The sequence below is a fragment of the Arthrobacter sp. NPDC093139 genome, from assembly GCF_044754165.1.
Lineage (GTDB): Bacteria > Actinomycetota > Actinomycetes > Actinomycetales > Micrococcaceae > Arthrobacter.
In genome coordinates this window covers 161533-187917 of sequence record NZ_JBIVOO010000004.1, presented here as the reverse complement: position 1 = coordinate 187917, position 26385 = coordinate 161533, and the positions used below count along the sequence as shown (strand labels likewise).

At 64.0% G+C, this 26385-nt stretch carries 19 protein-coding genes; 13 read left to right on the top strand and 6 right to left on the bottom strand.

Annotated features, from left to right (window positions below):
- Positions 1–53 precede the first annotated feature (53 nt).
- Positions 54–4907 carry an NAD-glutamate dehydrogenase gene (locus ACIP90_RS08735; RefSeq protein ID WP_400578595.1) on the top strand — a complete coding sequence of 1618 codons (4854 nt, stop codon included), beginning with the start codon at positions 54–56 and terminating at the stop codon, positions 4905–4907.
- A 32-nt stretch (positions 4908–4939) separates the two neighbouring features.
- Positions 4940–6409 (top strand): sensor histidine kinase, encoded by a 1470-nt coding sequence (locus ACIP90_RS08730; protein ID WP_400578593.1) that lies wholly within the window; start codon positions 4940–4942, stop codon positions 6407–6409.
- 99 nt (positions 6410–6508) lie between these two features.
- Here the strand turns inward: ACIP90_RS08730 and ACIP90_RS08725 are convergent, their stop codons facing one another.
- Entirely contained in the window at positions 6509–6757 is a 249-nt protein-coding gene (locus ACIP90_RS08725) for a WhiB family transcriptional regulator (RefSeq protein ID WP_003804966.1), read from the bottom strand.
- Between the two features lie 235 nt (positions 6758–6992).
- On the opposite strand from ACIP90_RS08725, the gene ACIP90_RS08720 reads away from it, so the two are divergent.
- Positions 6993–7490: a hypothetical protein gene (locus tag ACIP90_RS08720; protein ID WP_400578591.1), complete on the top strand. Its 498-nt coding sequence runs from the start codon at positions 6993–6995 to the stop codon at positions 7488–7490.
- Positions 7491–7518: 28 nt separating this feature from the next.
- On the opposite strand, the gene ACIP90_RS08715 is transcribed toward ACIP90_RS08720, so the two are convergent.
- A complete protein-coding gene (locus ACIP90_RS08715; protein ID WP_400578589.1) occupies positions 7519–11649 on the bottom strand; it encodes an FtsK/SpoIIIE domain-containing protein in 4131 nt (1376 codons plus the stop codon).
- Positions 11650–11817: 168 nt separating this feature from the next.
- On the opposite strand from ACIP90_RS08715, the gene glf reads away from it, so the two are divergent.
- Genes glf through ACIP90_RS08695 form a run of 4 tightly spaced genes read left to right on the top strand, consistent with a single transcriptional unit; the run spans position 11818 to position 16606 of the window.
- Positions 11818–13005 carry a UDP-galactopyranose mutase gene (glf, locus tag ACIP90_RS08710; protein ID WP_400578587.1) on the top strand — a complete coding sequence of 396 codons (1188 nt, stop codon included), beginning with the start codon at positions 11818–11820 and terminating at the stop codon, positions 13003–13005.
- Complete coding sequence (locus tag ACIP90_RS08705) at positions 13002–15014, top strand: glycosyltransferase (protein WP_400578584.1); 2013 nt, start codon at positions 13002–13004, stop codon at positions 15012–15014. Before glf ends, ACIP90_RS08705 begins: the two co-directional genes overlap by 4 nt.
- Positions 15004–15879, top strand: a complete 876-nt coding sequence (locus ACIP90_RS08700) for an ABC transporter permease (protein WP_400578582.1) — start codon at positions 15004–15006, stop codon at positions 15877–15879. The genes ACIP90_RS08705 and ACIP90_RS08700 overlap by 11 nt, the downstream gene beginning before the upstream one ends.
- Before the next feature lies 1 nt (position 15880).
- A complete protein-coding gene (locus ACIP90_RS08695) occupies positions 15881–16606 on the top strand; it encodes an ABC transporter ATP-binding protein (protein WP_400578580.1) in 726 nt (241 codons plus the stop codon).
- A gap of 93 nt (positions 16607–16699) precedes the next feature.
- Here ACIP90_RS08695 and ACIP90_RS08690 read toward each other — a convergent pair whose 3' ends face one another.
- On the bottom strand, positions 16700–18766 hold the full coding sequence (locus ACIP90_RS08690) for a DUF6541 family protein (protein ID WP_400578578.1): 2067 nt from the start codon (positions 18764–18766) through the stop codon (positions 16700–16702).
- 95 nt (positions 18767–18861) lie between these two features.
- Here ACIP90_RS08690 and ACIP90_RS08685 point away from each other — a divergent pair, with 95 nt between their 5' ends.
- From ACIP90_RS08685 to ACIP90_RS08675, 3 genes are read left to right on the top strand one after another with little or no spacing between them, the layout of a single operon-like run.
- Complete coding sequence (locus ACIP90_RS08685) at positions 18862–19545, top strand: glycosyltransferase family 2 protein (RefSeq protein WP_400578924.1); 684 nt, start codon at positions 18862–18864, stop codon at positions 19543–19545.
- 3 nt (positions 19546–19548) lie between these two features.
- Positions 19549–19902, top strand: coding sequence for a DUF2304 domain-containing protein (locus ACIP90_RS08680; protein WP_205655362.1), 354 nt, complete (start codon positions 19549–19551; stop codon positions 19900–19902).
- 1 nt (position 19903) lies between these two features.
- Positions 19904–20728, top strand: coding sequence for a glycosyltransferase (locus tag ACIP90_RS08675; RefSeq protein WP_400578576.1), 825 nt, complete (start codon positions 19904–19906; stop codon positions 20726–20728).
- Between the two features lie 76 nt (positions 20729–20804).
- On the opposite strand, the gene ACIP90_RS08670 is transcribed toward ACIP90_RS08675, so the two are convergent.
- From ACIP90_RS08670 to ACIP90_RS08660, 3 genes are all read right to left on the bottom strand, one after another.
- Positions 20805–21599, bottom strand: coding sequence for an SDR family oxidoreductase (locus tag ACIP90_RS08670; protein WP_400578574.1), 795 nt, complete (start codon positions 21597–21599; stop codon positions 20805–20807).
- On the bottom strand, positions 21596–22387 hold the full coding sequence (locus tag ACIP90_RS08665; RefSeq protein ID WP_400578572.1) for a cytidylyltransferase domain-containing protein: 792 nt from the start codon (positions 22385–22387) through the stop codon (positions 21596–21598). Before ACIP90_RS08665 ends, ACIP90_RS08670 begins: the two co-directional genes overlap by 4 nt.
- A gap of 72 nt (positions 22388–22459) precedes the next feature.
- Positions 22460–23545 (bottom strand): Gfo/Idh/MocA family protein, encoded by a 1086-nt coding sequence (locus tag ACIP90_RS08660; protein ID WP_400578570.1) that lies wholly within the window; start codon positions 23543–23545, stop codon positions 22460–22462.
- A 37-nt stretch (positions 23546–23582) separates the two neighbouring features.
- Here ACIP90_RS08660 and ACIP90_RS08655 point away from each other — a divergent pair, with 37 nt between their 5' ends.
- From ACIP90_RS08655 to ACIP90_RS08645, 3 genes are read left to right on the top strand one after another with little or no spacing between them, the layout of a single operon-like run.
- On the top strand, positions 23583–24632 hold the full coding sequence (locus tag ACIP90_RS08655) for a hypothetical protein (protein ID WP_400578569.1): 1050 nt from the start codon (positions 23583–23585) through the stop codon (positions 24630–24632).
- 2 nt (positions 24633–24634) lie between these two features.
- The gene (locus ACIP90_RS08650) at positions 24635–25336 is read left to right on the top strand and encodes a transferase (RefSeq protein WP_400578566.1); all 702 of its coding nucleotides are present in this window, start codon (positions 24635–24637) and stop codon (positions 25334–25336) included.
- Entirely contained in the window at positions 25333–26385 is a 1053-nt protein-coding gene (locus ACIP90_RS08645; RefSeq protein WP_400578564.1) for an N-acetylneuraminate synthase family protein, read from the top strand. Before ACIP90_RS08650 ends, ACIP90_RS08645 begins: the two co-directional genes overlap by 4 nt.

The window sequence follows — 26385 nt, the reverse complement described above, 5'->3', positions numbered from 1 at the left end:
ACGATTAAGGTTGCAACGGTGCGGCCATGAACTTGTGATGGAGGCGTTTATCAATGTCGTCTGGGTCCAGCGTGGAGGATCAGTCCCGTCCGATTGGAGCCGAAGAGGGCTTCTTTGCGGACTACTATGAGCACCTCGCAGAGGAGGACTTTCGTGCTTATCCGAACGACCTCCTGAGTCAGCGGGCCGAGACGCACAAGAAGGTCGCGGCGAGCAGGGAGCCGGGCACCGCCAATATCTCAATTGTTGATGAAGCGGACCGCAGCGTCGTGTACATCGTTACGGATGACATGCCCTTCCTGGTGGATTCCGTGAACGCAGAGTTGGTCCGCCAAAATTCGGCCATCCACCTCGTTGTCCACCCCATGTTCGTCGTCACCCGCAACCGCCAGACCCATGAGCTTGTCAAAGTGAACAGGGTGCCGTCCAGCGTCGGCATTTCCAGCGGCGACACCGCTGCACTCCCTAGCCTGTCCCACTTGATTGCCGAGGGTGACAACACAACCCATATGGAATCGTGGATCGCGGTGGAGATTGGCCGCGCTGATGAGGAGGCAAAGCCTCGCCTGAAGGAAGGCCTCGAACGGGTCCTGGGGGACGTCCGGGCAGCGGTCGAAGACTGGCCGAAGATGCGCAACAAGGCGAGGCAGATAGCCGAATCCCTCGACAAAGTTGCCAATCCCTCTCAAATCGCGGAACTGCGTCAGGCCCAGGACCTGCTTCGGTGGCTGGACGAAGGAAACTTCACATTCCTTGGCTACCGCGAATATGACCTCATCAACGAGGCAGGGGAAGATGTCCTGGAACTCCGGGAGGACAGCGGGCTCGGGTTGTTGCGCGCCCACCGTGACACGCCCCATGTCCAGCACCTCACGGACGCCGGCAGACGGAAGGCGCGCGAGAAAAAGGCCCTGGTCATCACCAAGGCCAACTCGCGCTCGACGGTGCACCGCCCGGCATACCTCGATTACATCGGTGTGAAAAGCTTTGACGCGGCCGGCAACGTCAATGGGGAACAGCGCTTCATCGGACTCTTTGCGACCAGCGCCTACACCGGTTCAGTCCGGAACATCCCCATCGTCCGGGAAAAGGTGGAAGCCGTCCTCCGGGGCGCTGGGTTCCCGCCAGATTCGCACTCGGGCAAGGACCTGCTCGGCATCCTCGAAACGTACCCCCGGGACGAACTCTTCCAGATCGAAATCCCCGATCTGGCTGCGACGGCCACCGGCATCCAAAGACTGCAGGAACGCCGCCGCACCCGGCTGTTTTTGCGGCCGGACATCTACGGCCGGTTCATGTCCGCCGTCGTCTACCTGCCACGGGACCGGTACACAACCAACGTCCGTCTCCGGATCGAACAGGAACTGCGCGAGACCTTCCACGCCCAATCCATCGACTACGAGGCGAGGATGACGGAGTCAGCCCTGGCCCGGCTGTTCTTCCGGATCCGGCTGCCCAAGGGCGCCGACGTCAGCAATGTCAACACTGAGGACCTGGAGAAGCGGCTCGTCCGAGCAGCGCGGTCATGGGGCGAAGGCATCAGCGAAGTCCTGCGCGACCGGGGCGATGGCGAGGGCTCCAAAGAACTTGCAGAGCTCTGGGCGGAGGCCTTTCCCGCGAGCTACCGCGTGGACTACGAGGTGGAAGACGCACTGGAAGACATTGAGAGGTTTGAAAAGTACGGGGCGGCGGCAGAACGAAGCGGAGGAGCGAAGCAGGAGCGCCCGGGCGTGCATGTCTACCTTCCAGCGGGGGCGGGGGCAACGCTCGAAGAGGATGCACGGGTCAAGCTCTACATGCTCGAGCCCAAGAGCCTCAGCCAGATCCTTCCCTACTTCCATAACCTCGGGCTTGAGGTCCTGGACGAGCGGCCTTTCGAAATCGAAACGGCCGACAACCGCGACTTTTTCCTCTATGACCTGGGGCTGAAATTCCCTGCCGGCGTGGACCCGCTATCCACGGGCCAGCTGCTCGCTGATTCCTTCGGTGCTGCGGTGACGGGAGCCGCGGAATCGGACAGCTTTGACCGGCTCGTGCTGCGCGAAGGCATGAACTGGCGACAGGTGGTTGTGCTGCGGGCCTACGCCAAATACATGCGCCAGATGGGCAATACAAACTCCTTCGAATTCCTGGCCGATACGCTGCTGGCCAACCCGGAGGTCACCAAGGGTCTCAGCGCGCTGTTCGAAGCCCGCTTCGATCCAGCGCTGACAGAGCTGGAACGCGATGAACGGCAGGCAAAGGTCCGTGCCGAGCTTGCCGCATCCATTGAAACTGTCGCGACCCTCGACGCCGACCGCGCCCTCAGGACCTTCACGAACCTGATCGAGTCAACGCTGCGCACAAACTTCTACCAGGAGAAGCCCTACCTGAGCTTCAAGCTGCACCCCGCAGGCATCGAGGGCCTGCCCTTCCCGCGGCCGCAGTTCGAAATCTGGGTTTACTCCCCACGGGTCGAGGGCGTCCACCTGCGGTTCGGCAAGGTCGCCCGCGGCGGTCTTCGCTGGTCCGACCGGCGGGAAGACTTCCGTACGGAAATCCTGGGGCTGGTGAAGGCCCAGACTGTGAAGAACGCCGTCATTGTTCCCACCGGCGCAAAGGGCGGTTTCTTCGCGAAGCGTCTGCCCGATCCCGCGGTGGACAGGGCTGCATGGATGGCGGAGGGCATCGAAAGCTACAAGACGTTCATCCGCGGACTGCTCGATATCACTGACAACCTTGTGACCGGCCCTGACGGTGAGCGGCTCGTTGCGCCCGAAAACGTTGTCAGGCACGACGACGACGACTCCTACCTCGTGGTGGCAGCGGACAAGGGCACTGCGACGTTTTCCGACATCGCAAACGCGCTTGCGGCAGAGTACGGCTTCTGGCTGGGCGACGCCTTCGCCTCCGGCGGTTCTGTGGGATACGACCACAAGGCCATGGGCATCACAGCCAGGGGGGCGTGGGAGTCGGTCAAACGCCACTTCAGCGAGCTGGACCTCGACACGCAGTCGGAACCGTTCACTGTAGTCGGCGTAGGCGACATGTCCGGTGACGTCTTCGGAAACGGGATGTTGCTGTCAAAGCACATCCGGCTGCTCGCTGCCTTCGATCACCGCCACATATTCCTGGACCCGAACCCGGACGAGGAAAAGTCCTACGCAGAGCGCCAGCGGCTGTTCGAATTGCCGCGGTCCTCATGGGACGACTACGACAAGAGCCTCATCAGTGAAGGAGGCGGTGTCTACCCCCGGCAGGCCAAGTCCATTGCCGTCTCACCCCAAGTGCGGGCGGCTCTCGGCCTGCCAGAGTCAACCACCCAGCTGAGCCCGCCCGAACTGCTGCGGGCCATCCTGCTGGCGCCGGCAGACCTGCTGTACAACGGAGGCATCGGCACCTATGTCAAGGCGAGCACCGAGTCCCACGCGATGGTGGGGGACAAGGCCAACGACGGCATCCGGGTCGACGGACGCGACCTCCGCGTAAAAGTGGTGGGCGAGGGCGGAAACCTGGGTATGACACAACGCGGCCGCATCGAGGCTGCACTTCAGGGCGTCATCCTTAACACGGACGCCATAGACAACTCGGCAGGCGTCGACTGCTCGGATCACGAGGTCAACATCAAGATTTTCGTCGACCGGATGGTCGCTGCGGGGAAGCTCGATCCGGAAGAGCGGGCGGAGTTCCTGTCATCGATGACCGACGAAGTGGGCCGGCTTGTCCTGGAAGACAACATCGACCAGAACATCCTGCTGCTCAACGACCGTCAACGTGTGGCCGAATGGAGCCCGAGCTACGAACGGCTGATGGACTGGCTGGAAAAGGCCGCGGACCTCAACCGTGACCTGGAGGCTTTGCCATCCACCGCTGTCCTTCATGAACGGCTGGAGCAGGGGCAGGGCCTGACCTCGCCCGAGCTGTCAGTGCTTGCAGCCTATGCCAAGATCGAGCTGGCTACGGCGCTGCGTGACAGCGACCTTGCCGACGACCCCTGGTTCCGGCAGACGCTGCGCGAGTATTTCCCCAAGCAGCTGCGGGAACGATTCGATACCGAACTGGACACGCATCCGCTGCGCCGCGAAATCATCGCAACCGTGGTCGCCAATGACATGATCAACATGGGCGGCATCACCTTCGTCTTCCGGACCATGGAAGAAACATCCGCGAGCGAAGTGGCGGTGGCCAAAGCGTTCGTAGCGCTCCGCGAGGTTTACGAGCTGGACAACATGGTGTCCGAACTCAACGACCTTCCGGCGTCGTTCCCCACGGAGCACTGGAGCACGGTTCACCTCGACATCAGAAGGCTTCTGGACCGGGCGGTGCGCTGGGTCCTTGGACAGGGGAACACCTCCCGGCCCATCGCGGACATAGTTGCAGAATTCAAGCCGCTCATGGATCCCATGCGTGCCCGCCTTCTGGATTACCTGCGCGGCGATGACCGCGAACGGGTGGCTGAGTGGCTTGAAAAGGCACGGTCCTGGGGATTGCCTGAAGATATTGCCCACCGCTGGGCCGAGCTCTTTGAGAGCTTCGTCCTGCTGGACATCGCGAAGATCACTCACAGCCGCACGGAGCCGGTGGGCGAAATCGCCCACGTCTACTACACCGTGTTCAACCGCTTCCATGCGGACTCCCTGCTCGAACGGATCAGTTCGCTGCCCCGCCAGGACAGGTGGCAGGCACTCGCCCGCGCTGCCTTGCGGGACGATCTTTACTCGACCGTTTCAGACATGACGACGGCCGTGCTGGAGTCGACCGATGCAGGGGCACCGGCAGAGGACCGGCTCAAGGCCTGGGAGGCACTCAACGCCGAGCAACTGGGGCGTGCGAAGAGCATGTTCGATGAGGTCAACGCCCTCGAGGCGGACGACATGGCCTCGCTGTCGGTAGCATTGAGGCTCTTGAGGTCAATCGTCCGGCGCTAGGACATCGTTCCGCGTCGAAATCTGGAGGTGCAGTGGCAATCTTTACGGACCCCATCAGGGAACATGCTGATTTTGGGCCGGGGGATGCCGAGTGGCTGCACCTCCTGGTGGGCGACTGGCAGATGGTGGCCGATCTCGCCTTTGCCGACCTCGCCCTCTGGTTTCCGCACCCGGAGTATGGCTACGTGGCGCTTGCCCACGTGCGGCCCTCCACGACGCATACGGTATTCCATGCCGACTTCGTCGGGGAGGGCATCCGGTCCGACCTTCAGGTCCTCGTGGACAAGGCGTGGGCAAGCCGCACGATCGAGCGTTCCAGCGAAACCAACTGGAGCAGTGAGATGGCGCTCCGGGTGGAAGCCGTGCCGATGGTCAGGAACGGCCGAACCCTTGCTGTGGTCACGTCGCACATGGATCTCTCAAGTTCGCGCATGCCGTCCCGGCTTGAGCTGACCTACCGCCAGTGCGCCTACGACCTGCTGCGCATGGGTACGCTGGGCCTCTGGCCCGACTTTGCCTCGCCCACGGGCTCCCGCCGTGGGGCGCCCCGTGTCGGTGACGGACTCATCCGGCTCGATGCCGAGGGCATCGTGCAGTATGCGAGCCCGAACGGTGTCTCCGCGTTCCGCAGGCTCGGAGACGGCGAGTCGCTGGAGGGGCGTTCCCTCGCGGAAGTCACGGCCGGCCTGCTGAAGGACCGCCGCATGGTCGATGAAACGCTGCCCCTGGTTGTCACCGGACGCATGCCATGGCGCAGCGAGATCGAATCCAGGGGGGTCAGCCTGTCCCTGCGGGCGATTCCACTCCGCGACGAACAGCAGCGGTTCGGGGCACTGGTGCTGTGCCGCGATGTGTCGGAGCTGCGGCGCCGGGAAATGGAGCTCGTCACAAAGGACGCCACCATTCGTGAAATCCACCACCGGGTCAAGAACAATCTGCAGACAGTGGCCGCGCTGCTGAGGATGCAGTCCCGCCGCATGGTCAGCGACGAAGCAAAACAGGGATTGGAACAGGCCATGCGGCGCGTTGCCACGATTGCCCTGGTTCACGAGACGCTTTCGCAGGGGCTCACGCAGAGCGTTGACTTCGATGAGCTGATCGGACGGCAGTTCCGGCTTTCCGCCGAGGTTGCCTCACCCTCGCAGCAGGTGAAAACCCAGAGATCGGGTCAGTTTGGAGAGCTCCCCAGCGACTTTGCCACCCCGCTCGCGCTGGTGATCAATGAACTGGTGACGAACGCCGTCGAGCACGGGCTGGAAGGCAGGACCGGAACAGTCTGGCTGCTGGCCGACAGGTCAGAGGCGGAGGACGGAGCTGAGCTGCTCACGGTGACGGTGGCAGACGACGGCGTGGGACTTCCGGACAGCCCCCACGTGGAGGGCCTTGGGCTTCAGATCGTCCGGACCCTCGTTACCAGCGAACTGGGCGGAACCATCCAGTGGATGCCCCGGGAGGGCGGCGGTACTGCTGTCCAGATCGTGCTGAGCCTGGCAAACCGGTAGCGGCAGGCGGGCGCGGCAGGCAAGGCAGGCCTGAAAGCCCTTGGGCAACAGCAAAGGCCGCGGACCATAGGTCCGCGGCCTTTGGCCGAAACTGGCGGGCTAGGAGGCCCGGCGTGCGCGGGCTGCCCTGCGCTTGAGTGCACGGCGCTCGTCTTCGCTCATGCCGCCCCAGACGCCGGCATCCTGGCCGGACTCGAGCGCCCACTGCAGGCACGTGTCGACCACGGGGCACCGGCGGCACACGCTCTTGGCTTCCTCGATCTGAAGCAGGGCTGGGCCCGTGTTTCCTACCGGGAAGAAAAGCTCCGGGTCCTTGTCAAGGCACGCTGCGCGGTTACGCCAATCCATGCTGATCAGTCACTCCATTCCTGGGAAGTCAATTGCCACTTGTGAAAATATTCACTAGGGCCTACATAGGAAAGGGGCCCTGAGGGCCCCCTTGGTCATCTGAATCAAGCGTTTCATGTTAACGCTGTGTAAACAAGGGGTAGTGGTCCACGAAATGCCTCCGAAACGTGAGCGATGCATCACACCGAGCAGCCGCCCCCCGCCGAGTGTCGACTATCTCCGGTAGGGTGCCAGTGTGTCAAGACCCCCAGCCAGCCCTTCCGACCCGTCCTCCGAGCCTGGCGATAACGGCAGCTTCCAACATCAGCGCACGCCGGAGACGCCATCGTCCCTCAGCGGGCGTCCCCGTCCAATCGCCGTGATCTCTGCGGTTGTCGCGGCCGAAGCCACCGCCCTGCTGGCCGCTGCCGGCTGGTACGGACTCCAGCTCCTGACTGCCGCCCCTGTTCTTTCGTTCTGGGGCGCCGTCTTTACCCTTGCTTTACTGCTGGCTTTCGCATCGTGGCTGTATGCCGTTGCCGTGTTCCTGTTCAGGGGCTTCCGCTGGCCACGGGCAGGTGCCTTGGTGGCGCAACTGTTCGTGCTCACCATAGGATTCCCGACCCTTACCGGCGGCTATCCGCTGGCGGGCCTGGCCATGCTCCTTCCCGCCGCTGTTGTCATCGTGCTGCTGTTCGATAAGCGGGTCATCCGGTTCGCCTCCCGGTCCGCCGGCTCGCCTCCCGCGCTCTGATCACTGGCCGGTACCACGCCAGGGCGGATCAGTCGGGCGGGGCGGTCAGCTGAACCGGCACCGCCGTGCCGTCTGAGAGAAGGACCGCCCGTCCCGGAGGCGGATTGGGTTCCAGTTCGAACCTCAGCCCGAAGAGGTCTCCGTCCAGGGGACTTCTTGGAGCAATCAGTATCCCACTGCCGCAACTGCGGGCGGTGATGGCCAAGGGAACCCGCTGCACCAGAATCTGGCTGAAGCCCGCGGACAGGATGACGGCCCAGCCGAGGGCGTTAACGTCAAGCAACTGCTGGTTGACTGAGGAGGGCAGCTGGTCGGCGTCGTCGACCAGCAGCACAGCATCCCGGGCCAGCCGTCCTGCGAGTGCCTCGCGGTGGATGTCCGCCCAGTATTCCGCAGGGCTGGACTCGGCGTCGGGATGCAGCCAGGACGCCGCTGAATGGTTAAGGACGGGAATAGCATCGAGCAACGTGCTTTTTCCCGACCCGGGGCCGCCCAGAATGGCGAGGGCGCCGCCGGACGGGAGCCGCACAGCTGCAGGGCGAAGATCGTCGCCGCCCACACCGATGTACAGCTGCCGGGCCCGGCTGGAACTTTTCCGGGAGTCTTCCCGTAGGCGGGCCGTCTCCGCAGCAGCCGGGCCGGTGCCACTGCCGATCAGGGCGAGCAGTTTGTTCACCGGAAGACGCGAAGGCAACGCTTCCACCCGGAACGGCGCGGCCTTCAGGCCCGGCTGCTTCCCTGAGCGATGGTGCAGCAGCCCGCTGTCGGCGTGGAACTGGCAGACTGCCGGAGCGCCGCCGGATATGGATCCAAAGGCCACGGCACGTCCGGGGATATCCGGGATCTCAGGCATCTTGGGCCATGTGAACCGGCTCTCATCGCTTGCGCCCCTGGGAAAGTAGACCCGGCTTGGTATGGCGGAAAGGAACCGCGACATGGCCAATTCGCGCTCGCCCGACATGACCACAGCGATACCGGCACGGCATCCGTCGCGGACGATGTCCTGGACCAGGTCTTCCGCCCACACCAAAGGACAAGCCCGCAGGGCGGAGACCCACGATCCCCACCCGGAGATGGCCAGAATCAGGGGAGTGGCCTCAGCCGGTCCCGCACCACTCAGCCGCTCGGACATCTCCTGGCGGAGCCTTTCCAGCACGCGCACTCCCCGCCGCAAATCGTGCAGCCCCACCACGGCACCGGTCCGCGTCGACGCCTTCATTCCGGCCAGCGAACCGTCGGCATCCAGGACGTAGAGATGGGACTCCTCCGGATGCACCGCCAACTGGTTCAGAGCCAGCGACAACGCGCGGGCAACATCACCGGCCGTGCCGCCCACCAGGGCAAGATGACCGTCGATGACAGGGCGCCAGAAGAGCCCGGTGATCTCCTGGTGCTGCGGCAAGTCGAGCCAGCCGAGTTCCACGCAGCAGCCTCCGCTTGAAGGAGCGGCCGTTCCGGGCAATGCGGAGGAGGTAGTGCGGGCGCCAGCAGGGCGGGTGCTGGGGTCATCTGCCCTGCCGGGAAAGGTCGGAACGGCCGGCAGCGGCGGGGCGACAGGGCTTCTGACAGCAGCGCCGCCCCGTGCTGCCCATAGCTCCGCCGCCACCTCGACCAGGGGATTGGCCGCGGCGGCGACTGTGGGTGGGGCGACCCCATCCGCTGCCGGAGTCGCGGCCAGGAGGAGGGCGTCCGTCGTACGGCGGACAGTGGCGGTGCCGTACCCGGGCTCCGGGGCCGCGATAGAGAGCGCAGCCGCCTGGAACTCCTCGGGTTCTTGCGTCCCCCTGGCAAGATAAGCCCGGCCGGGCGTTTCCACCCGGATCGCGGCTGCGGCGTCGTTGCCGATAATGTCGGCCGATTCATGGGCAGACTGGACCCGGAGGGCGATGCTGGTGGTGACGTTGGCCCTGATATCGGCGTTGAGTGCGCCCTGCGGACGCTGCGTAGCCATGATCAGGTGGATTCCCAGCGAGCGGCCGATGGTGGCAATTCTCATCAGCTCGTGTAGGGACGCGGGAGCGTCGTCCACCAGCATCCGGAACTCATCGATGACGAGGATAAGTTGCGGGAGAGGAGGCAAGTCATGGGCCTTGGACAGCCGGTAGGCCGCCAGGTCCGGTGCCTGAACCTCCGCGAGGAGGCGCTCCCGGCGGCGGACCTCCGCACGCAGTGATGTCATCGTCCGGTCCAGTTCGCTCCTTGAGAGGTCGGTCAGCATACCCACGCAGTGGGGGAGCGGCGTCAGCGGACCCAGCCCGGACCCGCCCTTGAAATCGAAGAACAGGAAGTTGACCAGGTCCGGGGGATAGCTCAGCGCCAAGGCCACGGTCAGGCTTCGCAGGAGTTCCGACTTTCCGGAGCCGGTAGTGCCGGCAACGAGGACGTGCGGGCCGTCGGCCTCAAGATCCAGGATGCGCGGACCATCTGCATCCTGGCCAATGGGTATGGTCAGCCTGGGTGCAAGGCGTGCCCTCGACCATCTGACGCCGGCCGCCTCTGCTGACAGGTCAAGAATGTCACTGAGCGGGCATGCTGCGGGCATGGAGTGCTCATCAGCTGCGGGTCTGATTTGGCTGGCGTGCCGGCAGTACCGGTCAAAGACCTCTGGAGGTACGAGGTCGGGGGTGAAGCCCTGGCTGCTGCCGGCGGAGCGAAACACAGCCTGTTGCCCGGCCAGCTCGATACCCGTCTCCGGCGGTCCCGGGGCAGCTGGAGTCGCCGGCGCAGCCGAAGCCTCCGGACCGCAATCTGTGAACCTGATGACGCGCCACCTGTGCCGCCGTGCCGTTTCAACCAGCTGGTCTGGCCAGCCCGTTCCTGCGGGGGAGGCTACCAGGAAGGCTCCCGCGTCGCCGCCCCCGTCCCCGTTCGAAGCGCAGGCGAGGGTACTCTCAACGTCCCCGGGGGCAGCATGCAGAGTGACGTTGGGAAGGAATCTCGCGGCCAATGGCAGCGTCGACACCGGTCCGCAGACTATGACCCGTGTTCCCCGGGCCATCGGATATCCCGTGAGCTGCATGAGAAACGAACGCATCAGTCCGGACACTTCGGTTTCAACCCCCCGCACGGTGACGACGGGCAGCCGCGGGTCCAGCAGCAGCGGAACTGACCCCAATGGCGGCGGCCGAAACTCCGCATCCGGTGGGTCTACCCGGACATTCGCATCCTGCTCCGCCAGCCCGAGGCGGAGCCAGACGCCCGAGACGTCAGGCGCGGCGTCGGCGGCTATCAGCGTCCCCGCGACGTCCAGGGCCAGCTGTGCCGCCGAGGGCGCTGACCGCCGTCGTCGTTCCCGATCTTTGGCCGCCGCCTCGGCAACTGCCGATCGCACCCGGCGCCGCTGCCGGCGGCCCGTTATGAGCGGCGTCAGGAGCATCACCACGGATACGGCCGTGAAGGCCAGAAACATCCACATTCCGGTCAGCAGCGCCAGCCCTACCCCGACAGCAATCGGGAGCGCAGCGCTGAGCAACAGCAGTCCCCGGTTTTCCTGCCCCGCCTGCCGCGGTACCGTCAACGGTTCGGTTACGGACTGACCGGCAGAACGGAGGCATGAGTTCCTGGAACCGGGCGGTCCGGCCACCACAACAGACAGGGTGGACCGCCCGCAGCGGATGAGGGAGCTGGTGGAGAGGGCAGCATTCCGGACAGCCTTGCCGTCCACTTCGGTGCCGTTGGCGCTGCCGAGATCCTCAATGGTCAGGGCTGTATCTGACACCTCGATACGTGCGTGTTCTCGTGACAGGTCCGGGTCAGGAATTGTCATGTCTGCGTTCGTGCGCCCGATCAGGTAGCTCCCGCGGCGCAGCGGCAGCACTGTTCCGGCGGCGGGGCCGCTGTGGACAGCCAGCAGCAGGGTGGCGGGGGCAACGCGCGCAGACCGGCTGCGGCGCCCCTCCGGGTGGTGCCCGCCGTCCACGAGGATGGCACCGGTGACCAGGGGTGCCAGCCCCACGGTCAAGGAAGGAAGCGGCAGGCCATTCACGGTCAGCCGACGGGTCCGGAAGCCCCGGGCGAGCACCCGGTCCAGCGCCGTTCCCGACGACCCTTCAGGGACCGCCGCCGTCAGTTCCTCCGGTGCGGCGGCCTCGCCCGAGCCGTGGCCGCGAACCAGGGTGAAGTGCAGATCCACCTGCAGGGCCTCCGTTCGTGAGGGCAATTCAGGCACCACGCTAACGCCGGAGACGCAGCCGGTCTGCCGGTGCAATGGCCTATGTGGATAATCGCCCCCGCAGCCTCCAAAACGGCCAGGCGACCAGACTCGGGTAGGCTAGTGCAGCAGGTAATGCACAACATTGGCCTGCCCGAATTCGAACCAGGAGATTTAGTGACTGCTGACCTCGTCATCGTAGGATCAGGCTTTTTCGGTCTGACAATCGCAGAACAGGCCGCCACTGAGCTGGGCTTGAAGGTCGTCGTCCTCGACCGCCGCCACCACATCGGCGGGAACGCCTACAGCGAAAAAGAAGAACAGACGGGAATCGAGGTCCACCGCTACGGTGCGCATCTCTTCCACACCTCCAACGAGCGGGTCTGGGAGTATGTAAACCGCTTCACGACCTTCACGAACTACGTCCACAAGGTCTATGGCGTCCACAAGGGCGAGGTCTATTCGCTGCCCATTAACCTGGCCACGATCAACCAGTTCTTCCGCGCCAACCTGACCCCCGGACAGGCAAAGGCCCTGATTCAGGAGCAGGCCGGCGAACTCGCGGGGACGGATCCCCAGAACCTGAACGACAAGGGCATCCAGCTCATCGGACGGCCGCTCTACGAAGCGTTCATCAAGCACTACACGGGCAAGCAGTGGCAGACGGATCCCAAGGATCTCCCGGCCGGCATCATTTCCCGGCTTCCGGTCCGCTACAACTACGACAACCGGTACTTCAACGACAAGTATGAAGGCCTGCCGACAAACGGGTACACAGCATGGATCGAGACGATGGCGGAACACCCGAACATCGAAGTACGGCTTAACACCGACTTCTTCGACGATTCCCACGAGTACAGCAAGGACAAGGTCGTCGGAAACATCCCGGTCATCTACACGGGGCCCGTGGACCGCTACTTCGACTTCGCCGAGGGCGACCTCTCCTGGCGGACCATCGACTTCGAAGAGGAAGTTCTCGACGTCGGCGATTTCCAAGGGACCTCTGTGGTCAACTACAACGACGAGGACGTCGCCTTCACCCGCATCATCGAACCGCGGCACTTCCACCCGGAGCGGAACTACCAGAGTGAAAAGACGGTCATCATGCGGGAATTCTCCCGCTCCGCAGAGAAGGGCGACGAGCCCTACTACCCAATCAACACCCCCGCGGACCGGGAACGACTGCTGAAGTACCGCGACCTGGCAGCGGCCGAGAAGAATGTCCTGTTCGGCGGCCGCCTCGGCACCTACAAGTACCTCGACATGCACATGGCCATCGGATCGGCCCTGACGATGTTCGATAACAAGATCCGTCCGCATTTTGAAAGCGGAGTAAAACTTGAAAGCGGAGGCGTGGACGCATGAGCACAGCTACCAAGACCGAGGCCTTGCACGTGAGCGAGGAAGGCCAGTCCTGGCGGGTCCTGCAGCGGGTTATTCTGCCGAGCCAGAGCCAGATGGACACTGTGCCTTTGTACCTTGACACCGGAACCGCCACCGGTGTGCAGCTGCCGACCTCGAACCTTGAGGCGAACAGCAGGACCAAGACCCAGACCGTCAGCGCTCCCAGCAAGGAAGCGCACGTGGAAGACTTCCTGACACGTCATTCGACGTCGGTCCGCCCCGGTGAGCGTGTCTCGTTCGGCAGCTACTTCAACGCGTTCGCCGCGAGCTACTGGCGCCGCTGGACCACCGTCAAGAGTGTCCGGCTGTCGGTTTCCACGTCCGGTTCCGGCTCCGTTATCGTCTACAAGTCGAACGCCCGTGGGGCGCTCCAGCGCGTTGATTCCCGTAAAGTCGAGGGAGGCTCGGTCAGCACCTTTGACCTGACCCTCGCCCCGTTCGGCGACGGCGGCTGGTACTGGTTCGACCTCGTGGCCGGGTCCGAGCCCTTGGTCCTCCGGAATGCTGAGTGGCTGACGGAAGGCGACGACAGCCAGCAGGGAAGTGTGACGCTGCAAATCACGACCCTCAACAAGACCGAATTCTGCATCAACAACCTCAAGCTGCTGTCCGAGAATCCGGATGCCCTGGAGCACGTCAAAGAGCTCGTGGTTGTCGATCAGGGAACGCAGAAAGTGTCCGATGCTGACGGTTTCGCCGAGGTGGCCGCGGCGCTGGACGGCAAGCTGAGGATCATCAACCAGGACAACCTGGGCGGTTCCGGCGGATTCGCACGCGGCATGTACGAGGCTGTCGAGAACGGTAGCGACTACGTGCTGCTGATGGACGACGACGTCGTAGTAGAGCCCGAGAGCATCTCAAGGATGCTTACCTTCGCAGACCTGTGCAAGACCCCGACCATCGTCGGCGGGCACATGTTTGACCTGTACAACCGCACGGTGCTGCACACCTTCGGTGAGGTTGTGAATCCCTGGCGCTTCCTCTGGGAACAGTCCCGTGAGGACATGCTGCTGGGTCATGACTTCCAGTCCACCAACCTGCGTCAGACCAGCTGGCTCCACCGCCGGGCCGATGTGGACTTCAACGGCTGGTGGATGTCGCTGATCCCCACGCGTATCCTCCGTGAAATCGGCCTTGCCCTTCCGGTGTTCATCAAATGGGATGACGCCGAATACTCCCTCCGGGCCAAGGAACATGGCTATCCGACCGTTTCCATGCCCGGCGCGGCGGTCTGGCATGTTTCCTGGATCGACAAGGACGACCTCGTGGGGTGGCAGGCATACTTCCACGCCCGCAACAGGTTCATTGCGGCGCTGATCCACAGCCCCTACGAGTTCGGCGGCCGGATCGTCCGCGAGTCGCACTACGCAGACATCAAGCACCTAGTGTCCATGCAGTACGCGACCGCACGGGGACGCAACATGGCGCTGCGGGACCTCCTGCGGGGACCCGGGCAGCTTCACGGGCAATTGGCCAAAAAGCTGCCTGAAATCCGGGACATGATGAAGAACTACCCGGACTCGGTGATCGCGACTGATCCGGATACCTTCCCCGCCGCGAAACTGGACAAGCCTCCGAAGCACGGGCACGGTGTCCGCGAGCCGAACAAACTGGGCCTGATCCCCATCGCCGCGAAGACCGTGCTGCGCCAGCTGGTGAAGCCCGTTACGCCGTCGAGCAGGGTTCGCCCCCAGGCGAATGTTGCTCACCAGGACAACCGTTGGTGGCGCATGTCCCAGTACGATTCCGCCGTTGTCACAAACGCCGAAGGCACTGGCTCAGCCTGGTACAAACGTGACCCGAAGCAGCTCCGTTCCATGCTTGCCGAGAGTGCGCGCCTGCACTCACTGCTGCTGAAGGATTGGAAAAAGCTCCGCGCCGAGTACAAGGCTGCGCTGCCTGAGATTACGTCGATTGAGACGTGGAAGAAGACCTTTGACGCACATAGTGAACGCGTAGATGAGCGTTAGCACGGAGTTGGCCCGCCCCGGTGTCGGGGGCGGGCTCGCTGAGGTCTTTCGCACGAGGTTCCTGCTGAAGCTTCTGGTCCGCAAGGAACTGAAGGTCAGGTACAGGGGTTCCGTGCTTGGGCTGTTGTGGTCCTATGTGAAGCCCGGTGTGCAGTTCATCGTGTTTTACATTGCGCTCGGTGTCTTCCTGGGACTTGAGAACAGTCCCAGGAACCCGGACGGCCTTCCCAACTATGCGATCTATCTGTTCTCCGGAATCGTGCTGATCAACTTTTTCAACGAGGCGCTGGGGAACGCCTCCCGCTCCATCGTGAACAACGGTGGGCTCATCAAGAAGATCTATCTTCCGCGTGAGCTGTTCCCGGTCGCCTCGGTATGGGTCTCTGCCGTGCATTTCTTTCCGCAGCTCGTCATTCTTGTCGGCGCATGCCTCTACGCCGGATGGCACCCCTCCTTCCTGCAGTTGGCCGCCGCACTGGGCGGCTTCGCGATCGTCGGCCTGCTCGCAACGGGCCTCGGCCTGCTGTTCGGTGCAGTCAACGTCTACTTTCGCGACTCGGAGAACTTTGTCGACATGCTCCTCATGGTGGCGACCTGGGCCTCGCCCGTGATGTACGCGTGGACGATGGTCGCCGACAAGCTGGGGGAGTTCTGGTTCACGGTGTACCAGTTCAATCCCATTACGGTGGGCGTGGAGTCATTCCACTACGCGTTTTGGCTTCCGACGACGGACGGCAGCGCTCCGCTGCCTCCGCACCTGCTGTCTGTCTGGCTGCCGGTTGCGCTGCTTGTTTCCGCCGGCATCCTGCTCATCGGCCAGCTGACTTTCCGCCGGCTTGAGGGCCGTTTTGCACAGGAGCTCTAACGTGACCACCGCCATTGAAGTCAAGAACATCAACAAGCAGTTCGTCCTGCGCCACACGAGGTCCATCAAGGAAGCCATCGTCTGGCTCGCCAAGGGCCGCAAAGGCGATCTTTCGGAGAAGTTCCACGCATTGCATGACGTCTCACTGGAAATCGGCCAGGGGGAGGCCGTGGCCCTCCTTGGTTTCAACGGTTCCGGCAAGTCGACTCTGCTGAAACACATTTCAGGTGTCATGGTGCCCGATAACGGGACCGTGCGGACTCGCGGCCGGGTTGCGGGGTTGATTGAGGTCGGTGCGGGCTTCCACCATGACCTGTCAGGCCGGGACAACGTGTTCCTCAACGGGGCCATCCTTGGCATGACCGAGGAACAGATCAAGGAGCGCTTCGATTCCATCGTTGAATTTGCCGAAATCGGCAAGTTCATCGACACCGAGGTGAAGTTCTACTCGTCGGGCATGTACCTGCGGCTCGCATTTTCAGTGGCCGTCCATACCGATCCCGAGGTGTTCCTGGTGGACGAAATCCTGGCGGTCGGCGACGAGCCGTTCCAGAGGAAGTGCATCGCCAAGATCCAGGAACTCGCCGCGGAAGGCAAAACCTTGGTCGTGGTGAGCCATGATTTGGACCTCGTGTCGCGGATTTGCGACCGGGGGATCCTGCTCGACCGGGGCAACGTCACGTTTGACGGCCCGATCGAACAAGCGGTCGCCACGCTGCGCGCCTAGGGCGGGCAGCCTCTCACGCTGCACCTGAGCTGGCGGCAGAACCCTGCGCGCCGGAACCCTGGGCGTCAGAACCCTGGTCAGCGCCGGGACGACCTACGGCTTGTTGCCCAGCGGGCCGCAACCGGTCACCTGGTAGAGCCTGGCCGGTCCTTGCCGATCAACGAGCTTCAGGCCGGGGGCGCTTTCAGCCTTGTCCATGGCAGTGTTGGGATGGGCTCCGCCGTGGACCTCGTGGTCGTCGAAGATGAGGGCGTACTGCACGTTCAATGCCTTCACTGCCGGGCAGACCACCGGGTTGACACCTGCCTCGTCCAGGCGGCTCAGGATGACAAGTTCTTCCGGTGTGCGGCGGCCGACGATGTGCGGCGATACAGAGCGGCGGAGCGAGAGTCCCTCCGTAAGGGACGCCCCGGTCCAGGGATCGCCGTAGACGCTGGCCCCGGCCGGAACGTGGCTGGGCAGGCGGTCCAGGAGCGCCCGCTCGTCACTGGACACCAGCGGGGCATGCGGGCCGGTCATGTAGTTGGCTGAGGCAAGAACCTGTTCTTTTCCAACGGCACCGAACTGTGCACCCACGGCGATGACGAACACTCCCACGAGCAGAACCGCGGCGGGCGCAATCTTGTCCAGGGCCGTGGCGCGGGGAAGGCGCAGTATCCTGCTGGCCGTTTCGCCCACCCGGTGCCTCGTGGCTGCCGCGGCAATTCCACGGAGAATGCTTTCGCCACCAAGCACGGCCAGGGGCAGCAGGACGACGGGCAGCATCGCGGCGAGGCGGAATGAGTCGTTGTACCAGACTCCGGTCAGGAAGTGCCGTGTCTCGCTCGGAGGAAGCGCGGACGCCACGATGAAGAGTCCGGCAGCAACAAAGGCCATGCCCAGGACCCATACGAGCTTTCGCCTCGCGATCGAGGCGACAAGTCCCGCGACAAGCATTACAAACATCACCAGGGAAACATGCCGTCCTTGGGGGCCGGCGCCCAGAACCTCGCCGATGGCCTGCGAAACGGTCTGATAGGGCTTCCACCGTGAAGACGTGAGGCTCTGGCCGGCCATGTCCCACACGATGAAGACCAACGGAATGAATACGGCTGTCAGAACGGCAAAGCCAATCAACTGCCGTCCTGTGGTTTCTCGCCGCCTGAAGCCGGCGGCGAGGCGGACGAGCTTCGTCAGCAGCAGGGGGAGGGCCAGTCCAAACAGGGCCACGACGAAACTGGGATGGGCCAGGGCCAAGCCGGGCAGGATGAGAGCCCCCTGACAGAGGACAGGCACGATCCGCCGCTTGGTTGGGTTGAGGCCCAGAAGGTCAATGGTCAGTGCCAATGCCACGGGCATGATCGCGATCGCCAACAGGTTGGGGTACAGAACCCCGAAGTCAATCATGAGGTAGGGAAAGGAGCTGAAGCCCGCGGCCAGAGCCCCCGTCAGCAGCATGGGCAGGACATGTCCACTGGAGATCCGGCTGATCAGGTACATCATTCCGAGTGGCCACATGGCCGCGGCTATGACGATATTGCCGGCGCTGATGGCTTCCGGGACTGAGACTGACGCTGTTGAGGCGACGAGTGCGATCAGGTCATGCCATGCAGCGGGGTAAAACGCCGCAGAGGCTTCCGTCAGGTTTCCCAGCGTCAGGGACGAGCCCGATCCGGTGATCAAGATATGACCGATGGCGTTCAGATGGAAGATATTGTCATAGGTTTGCGAGATGTTGCCGGGCGCGCCGATGATCCGCGCAAACCGCACCGTGATGATGACCGCCGGAATGGCGAAGGCGGCAACGATTGCACCGCGCCTGACCCACTCCTGGGCGGACGTAAGGGTCGGCCCCGTGGCGGCATTGTTCTCCGCGCTCTTGCTGAACGACTTACGGGGCTGGGCCCCGAATACAAGGCCGCGCATGGCCAAGACGTAGCGCAGCACGAGAGCGGTGACAGTGAGGATCAACGCACAAGCGGCGACGGGGATGATCCCGTAGCGGATGCCGGCGTACGGAGCTGCCACGGCAACGGCGCTGGCGAGAGTGACCGTCGTCGGACCGGAGACCGCGAAGAGCGGAAGACCCCTTACACCTGCCGCACGCATGACCAACAGCCCAGGCCCCAGGAAGATCACTGCGGCAAGCAGTAGAACGGGCACGAATGTCACCCAGGGCATGGACGCTCCTCGACGGTTTCAGGGAAATATGGCCAGTGGCCAACAATACTGTAAGCAGCCCGGGCGCTCAGCGCCGTCCCCGGCCCCTCTCCTCAATGTGGGAGACTATTCCAGTGAATCGAACGTGGATTGTCATTCCTATGTACAACGAAGGCACCGTTGTCGCCGATGTAATCCGAGGTCTCCTGCCTGTTTTCCCGTACGTAGTGTGCGTTGATGATGGCAGCTCGGACAATTCGGCGCAGATCGCCCGCGAGGCCGGTGCCGTGGTGGTGCAGCACCCCATCAACCTCGGCCAGGGAGCCGCGCTCCAGACCGGCATCGAGTATGCGCTGCAGGATCCGGAGCTCGGGTGCATTGTGACTTTCGATGCCGACGGGCAGCACAAAGTATCTGACGCCTTCGCGATGGCGAGCCGCGTCCTTAACGATGAGGCCGACATCGTGCTTGGCTCCCGGTTCCTGGATGACCGGACGAAGCTGTCGCCCATGAAGCGGATCGTGCTCAAAACGGCCGCGCTGCAATCCAAGCTTTCCACCGGTCTGGACCTGACGGACGCCCACAACGGGCTGCGGGCTTTCAATCCGTATGTTGCCCGCAACATCAACCTGACGCAGAACCGCATGGCCCATGCCTCGGAACTCGTGAACCAGCTGGCCACGTTGAAGCCGCGTTATGTGGAACACCCCGTGGAGATCATCTACACGGATTATTCGAAGGCCAAGGGCCAGTCCCTGCTGAACTCGGTCAACATTCTCGCGGAACTGTTTTTGAGGTAATAAATGCTAATTGTCATCCAGGTCATCCTGGTCCTCGCCGTCGTCCTCGTCGCGATGATCCTGATGCGGGGCGGGTCCAACGCCAGGCATCTGGCGATTCGCCGCCTCATGCTGATGGTATTCACCTTCGTGGCCGCCCTGTCCATCTTCTTTCCGCAGCTGCTGACCACCGTCGCGGGCTGGTTCGGGATCGGCCGTGGCACCGACCTTGTGCTGTACGGCGTGGTTGTATGGCTGCTGATCTTCATGGCCACCACATACCAGCGATTCCGCCAGACAGAGATTTCGCTGACCAAGCTCTCGCGGCGGATCGCCATCGACGAGACTCCGAGAGTCTGGGAAACGGACGGCAAATAGGATGGCCGCAGGACCGGCAGAACCCACGGTGGATGTCTCGCTGATCATACCGACCAACAGCATGCACAGATGGCTGGACCGGGCGGTTAAGTCGGTTTTGGAGCAGGAGGGCGCCAGCTTCGAACTGATCCTCTACCTTGACGGGGTGGAGCTGAGCCCGGGCAGGGAATGGGCGTCCGACCCGTGTGTGCGCCTGGTCCACGGTACGAATTCCCAAGGTGTAGGGCATGCCCTGCGCGAGGCGTGCAAGCACGCGCGGGGCGAGTTCATTGCCCGGCTGGACTCCGACGACGTCGCACTGCCCGGCCGTTTTGCCCGGCAGGTGGCGTACCTGCGTGAGCATCCTGACACGGTGGCGGTCACCGGCCAGGCGCCGTGGATTGATGAGGAAGGCGCTCGAATCGGAGCCTTCGGACACGCATCAGGCGCTGACGTCCGCGGAAAACTGCTGGAGCAGAACGTGCTGGTCCAGTCGGCGATCATGTTCCGTGCCGCTGACTATCGAGCGGTAGGCGGGTATAACCCGATGAGGCAGATGGAAGATTACGATCTCTGGCTGCGGCTCGCCCTGCGCGGACGCATGGCGGTCCTCGACACCGACGTCGTGGAGTACCGCATCCACCCCAACCAAACCAGCCGGGGGGTCCATCCCCGTGCGTCCTACGTCAAGACGGTTTATGCCGGGCGCAAGAACCTCGCTCAGTTGCTGGGGAAGTCAGCGGGCAGCCAGCTGGTCCGCAACACGGCGTTCCGTGCGGCGCTGTACATGATGTACTACCTGCCGCCTGGCCTGATCCGCCGCATCCGCACAGCGGCCTCCCGCTAGTCCGCAACAAGCGCCTCCGGCAGGCCATATGGGCGCGGGGCGTCCACCCCATGGGTGCCCCGCCCAGGCAACGCGCCTACCAGGCGCTCCAGCCGCCGTCGACGGCGATGGTTTGGCCGGTGACATACCGGGAAGCGTCCGAGGAAAGCCAGGCGACAACGCCGCGGAAGTCGTCCTCCGTGGCCATCCGCTGCAGCGGGGTCAGCTTTTCGTACCGTTCAGTGAACGCTGCGGCCTGGCCTCGGGCGATTCCTCCGGGCGCGAAGGCATTGACGCGCACGGCAGGGGCCATGACCGTGGAAAGATACCTCGTGAGCTGGACGATGCCGCCCTTCGTGGCGCCGTAGGCGGCGGGGTTGCCCATGACGGTGCCCTCGTAAAGGCCCATGTTTGGCCCGACGATCCCGTAGATGGAGGACACGTTGATGATCGAGCCGCGTCCATCGGCCGAGAGCTTTGGCGCGAGCTCGCGGGCGAGGGAAAACGGTACGCGGAGGTTCAGCTTCGACGCCAGCTCAAAGGCCTCGTCCGTCTGTTCCGCGAAGGGGACGGCGTAGCCGGGGATCCCCGAGGTGCCGGTGAAGGCGGCATTGTTCACCAGAATGTCCAGCGGCCCGTCGATGGCCCTGGCCAGCTCAGTTGTACCGCCGTCTTCGAGGAGGTTAACGGCCACCGCCGTGGCCTGCACGCCGTGCTCGCGGGCGAGCTGCTCCGCGACTTCTTCGCAGGCGACCGCGGCGACGTCCGAGATGACGACGTCGGCGCCTTGGGCAGCGAGGGTCCCGGCCAGCACCCGTCCCAGGGGCCCGGCCCCTCCGGTAACCAGTGCCCGGCGCCCTTCAAGACTGAAGAGGCTGTCCAGCCCGGTCACTTGGCGGGCTCCGTGGTGGGTTCGCCGGATATACCGGCAGGCGCGTAGCCCGGCAGCGGGGCCAGTCCCGCTCCGACCACCGCTTCGACCAGGCGGAACTCGTGTTCGTCGTCGATGCTGAACGCATGCGTTTCCGGTATCTCCACGAACCCGTGGCGGCCCTCGTCGAACCAGCTGGTTTCCAGCCGGCGGATGAAATCTGCCCGCCAGACGTAGAAGCTTCCATTGATGCGCATGTACCGCGGCACGTCCTGGCGGCGGACGACACCTGTGCCTTCCTCGAAGTACCTCACCAGGCCGGGGCCATCGGCTTCAGGCCGCACGCCCACCCACGTCGGGTTGAAGAAGGGTTCGGAGACGGCCACCACGCCGTCCAGCTCCGGCGTGGCCACGAGGGTGTCGATGGCCTCGCGCACCCGCTCGGGTGTGCGCGTCGGGCTTGTCGGATCCAGCAGCAGCACCATGTCGTATGCCACCGAGTCGATTTCCTCCATGGCGGCCAGGGCATGGCGGAGCACGACGCTCATGGGTGCGGTGTCCGACGCCAGCTCGGCGGGACGCAGGAAGGGGACCTCGGCGCCGGCAGCACGGGCCGCTTCGGCGATGGCCTCGTCATCCGTTGACACGATGCAGCGGACAGAATCACCGAGCAGAGCTGCCAGCGCAACGGAGTGGGCCAGCAGCGGCTTGCCCATCAGGGGGCGGATGTTCTTGCCCGGTAGGCCTTTGGATCCTCCCCGTGCCGGGATGACCGCCAGAACGCGGGGGCGGATGGAAGTATCAGTCATGGTTTTGTTGCCCTCGGGAGTCGTGCACAACGTTCCGGATCGGACGCTGAAGTTGGCTGCAGCTGAAGCTGATTACAACACTATCGGTTCTTTCCCACCGGAGGAGTGGGCCGCCCTGGCAGCGTCGCAGATGGCAACGGCGCGGATTCCGTCCGTAAGCGCTGCCGGAACAAAGCGCTCCATCAGGTTGCCGGCGGACACGCCCGAGCGCTCCAGAACGGCGAGCGTCTGGCGGGCGAGGACGACATCAACGGAGGCATCATCCGGAAAGCGTTTGGAACTGCGTTGAACGCCTGATGCTGCGGCGATTTCGACGGCGACCTCGTTCTGTACGACGTCCCAGACCAGCGCGCCCTCCGTGGTGCTGACGCGGATGCTGCGGGTCTTGACGGGGCTGACGTAGTCAAGCCGGATGTGGACCGCTCCGTGGCCGCCCCATAGCAGGTCGGCTGATTCTTCGGCCTCGATGCCGAGCACGCCGTGCCCCAGCGTTGCCTGGAGGGAGGAAGGCGCTCCGAGCAGCATGACGGGGTAGTCGATGTCATGGACGAGGTCGCGCAGGGCCCCGCCCTCCGCCGCGCGGGCGGAATAGCTGTCGCGGTAGTCGCGGGTGGGGCGCCAGGACGGCAGCCAGGACTGGGAACGCACCTGGGCGCTGGTGACCTGCCCCATGTTCGGGAGCAGGTCCGCCAGGACCGCAAGTCCCTGGTGGAATCGCAGCGGCGCGCTCACGGAGATGGTGTCCGCCCTCGGGTGCGCAGAGAGGGTGCGGGCACTCGCCGCATCCTGGCTGACCGGCTTCTCCAGCAGGAGCGCTTTGGGGCTGTGGTCAAGGGCTTCCAGGGCGTCATCGACGTGCCGCGCCGTGTCGGTGGCGATGATGACCACGTCCACCTCGGTTTCAGGATACGAGGTGAGCAATGTGACGGATGCGGGAATATCGTTCCTGGCGGCAAGGCTTGGGGTCGGACGGACGGGGAGAGCGAAGATGTCATCAACACCCATCTCTTCGAGCACGCGCAGATGCCGGGCGCCGATGGAGCCTGTGCCCCTCACAAGAGCCGAGGTTCTGCGGCCCCCCTCCCGCTGCCCGGCCAGCCGTGCGGAAGGCACCGGAGCCAGGGCCGGAGATACATCCAAGTATGATGTGAGCGTCATCTGCTCAACTCTATTGCTCAAGGCGCCGCTACTCTAAATGGATATCCAGAATCACTATTACGGTCACTCTGCGGCATTCGCGCACCATTGCGGGATGAACAGGATCCACCACATTCCGGGCTTGGTACAGCACGGATGGACGGTCAAGTCGCCTGTCCTGGCTCAGTTTGCAGACTTCAATGACCGCGGTGCCAACCGGAAACGGCTGGTCTGGACCTCGGCGTCACGGGGATACTCACCCGAAGGGCCAGAGAACCTGTTCCCGGACGGATCCAGCATGATCACCGCCGTCGGAGCGCCGTTCCTGTACCTCCAGAAAGCGGTGCAGGACAAGGGCGGGCTGCCGGACCGCACGCTGGGGCCGCTGGTGCTGCCCCTCCACGGCACAGCCCTGGTAAAAGTCAGCGGCGACCACGACGGGTTCGCGCAGGAGGTCCTTCGCCGTGACGGGCCTGCCACGGTGTGCCTCCACATAGAAGACCTCGAGCATCCGGAAATCTACAGCGCCTGGACGGACGCAGGGCACCACGTCATCAGCGCCGGCGACCGCAGGGACCCGCAGTTTTTGGGGCGGATTCTTTGGATGATGGCCTCGGCGCAGAAAGTGGTCTCGAACCGCATGTCCACGGCACTTCTCTACGCCGCCGCTGCGGGCGCTGACGTAGAGATCTACGGGCCGGACTTCCAGCTCGGCCAGAACGCAGAAACCGATCCCGGCCTTCGGATGCGTGAGCTGTGGCCGGAATTTTATGAGGCGTCACCGGACAACGCTGAGCTCAAGCGCATAGCGGACCTGGAACTCGGTGTGCAGGACATGAAGTCGCCGGACGAACTGAAAAGCCTGCTCGGCTGGAACAGCCCCTCCTTCGGCGCGTTCTGGGATTACTGGGCCAGTGGTCCGCTGGAAAAGGCCCAGGCTGTCCTCGGGTTGCGAAAACGCCCCGAAGGTGCCCACAGCGGCGAAGCGGGCCTGTCCCCGATCCATTTCCTCCGGCATCCGCTCAAGCACCTGCCGTCCCCGCTGCCAAAGCTCACGCCGGCGGTAGCCGTCGAGGCGGTTAGGCTCAAAGAGTCGGGCCGGCTCTAGGGGTGGGCGCCTGGCTGATCCTCGGGGCCTCCGGGCACGCACGCAGCCTTGCCTCGATCGTGAACGGCCGCGGAGACTATGTGGCCGCCGTTTCTGACGCCGGGCTGGCTGGAGCGGCCAGCGACTCCGCAGCATCGGAGCGGAGCCTCAGCCCGTTCGCCGCGGCCGACGGCCGCACCCCGACGGTGTTTTTCGACGACGACGAGGCGTTGAGGTTCGCCGCCGAAAAGTCCCTGTCGATCGCCGTCGGCATAGGGGACAACGGCGTACGGAAGCGCGTCGCGGAATCGATCATCGCTTCTTCGGAGCTGGTTCATCTCACCGTTCCGTTGGTCGCGGCAAGTGCCACCGTTGATCCGACCGCCCGCCTCGGGCCTCTTTCGCAGGTCTGTGAGCACGCCCACGTGGGCCCGTTGGCGGATATCGGTTCAGCCGTCATCATCAACACCGGGGCAATTGTCGAACACGAGGCCGGGGTCGGATCCGGGACGCACCTGGCCCCCGGTTCAGTCCTTTTGGGGGCCTCGTTCGTGGGCAATAGAGTATTTGTTGGGTCAGGCGCCCGTGTCCTTCCCGGCTGCACTGTGGGAGGACTGTCTGTCATCGGTGCGGGCGCTGTCGTAACGCGTGATCTCGCCGGGGGAGCAACCTACATCGGTGTTCCGGCCCGGGAACTGACATCCAAGAAAGGCGCAACCCTGTGACCATCGAATCCAAAGCCCAGCATGTGACGTTCGGTCCGCACCGCATCGGCCCCGACGAGGAAGTCTTCATCATTGCCGAGGCAGGAGTGAACCACGACGGTGACGTGGCAGTTGCCCATGAACTGATTGACATGGCTGCCGACACGGGTGCCAACGCGGTGAAGTTCCAGACGTTCAAGCCTGAATCCCTGGTCACGGAAGCTGCAGATACCACGCCCTACCAGAAAAAGGCCGGGTTCGCGGAGTCCCAGTCCGAGATGCTGAGGCGCCTAACGCTGCCCGAGACTGCCTGGGTTGAGCTGCGGGACCACTGCTCCGAGCGGGGGATCACCTTCCTCTCCACACCCTTCGACTACGACAGCGCGCGGATGCTCGCGGACATTGGCGTTCCGGGCCTGAAGATCGGTTCCGGGGAACTGACGAACACACCCTATCTCGCCGCCATTGCGGAATTTGGCATTCCGATGATCGTCTCCACGGGAATGGGGACCAGGGAGGAGATCGCCGCGGCGCTCGAGGCGACAGCCAAGGCGCCCGCGACCGTCCTGCTGCACTGCGTCTCCGCCTACCCCGCGCCCCTGGATGAGGCCAACCTGCTCGCCATTCCCGCGATGCGGAAGGAATTCGGCGTCGAGGTCGGCTGGTCGGACCACACACCGGGCTCGCTGACGGCCATCGCTGCCACGGCTCTTGGCTCGACGCTGCTGGAAAAGCACATCACCACCGACAAGACGCGCAACGGTCCAGACCACTCCGCCTCACTTGAGCGGGCCGAGTTCGAGGACTATGTGCGCTCCGTCCGTGACGTCTACCGGGCGCTTGGCGACGGCAACAAGCGCAGAATGCCCAGCGAGGAAGCCAACGCCGGACTGGTGCGGCGCTCGTTCCACGCCGTACGGGACATCGCGGCCGGCGCTGTGATCACGGAGGCCGACGTCGCCATCCTCCGTCCGGAGGGCGGGCTCCGTCCTTCTGCCCAGGTCGTGGGCCGCTCCGCAGGCCGTGCCATCAAGGCCGGAACGCCGATGACCGCAGAGGACCTGGCCTGA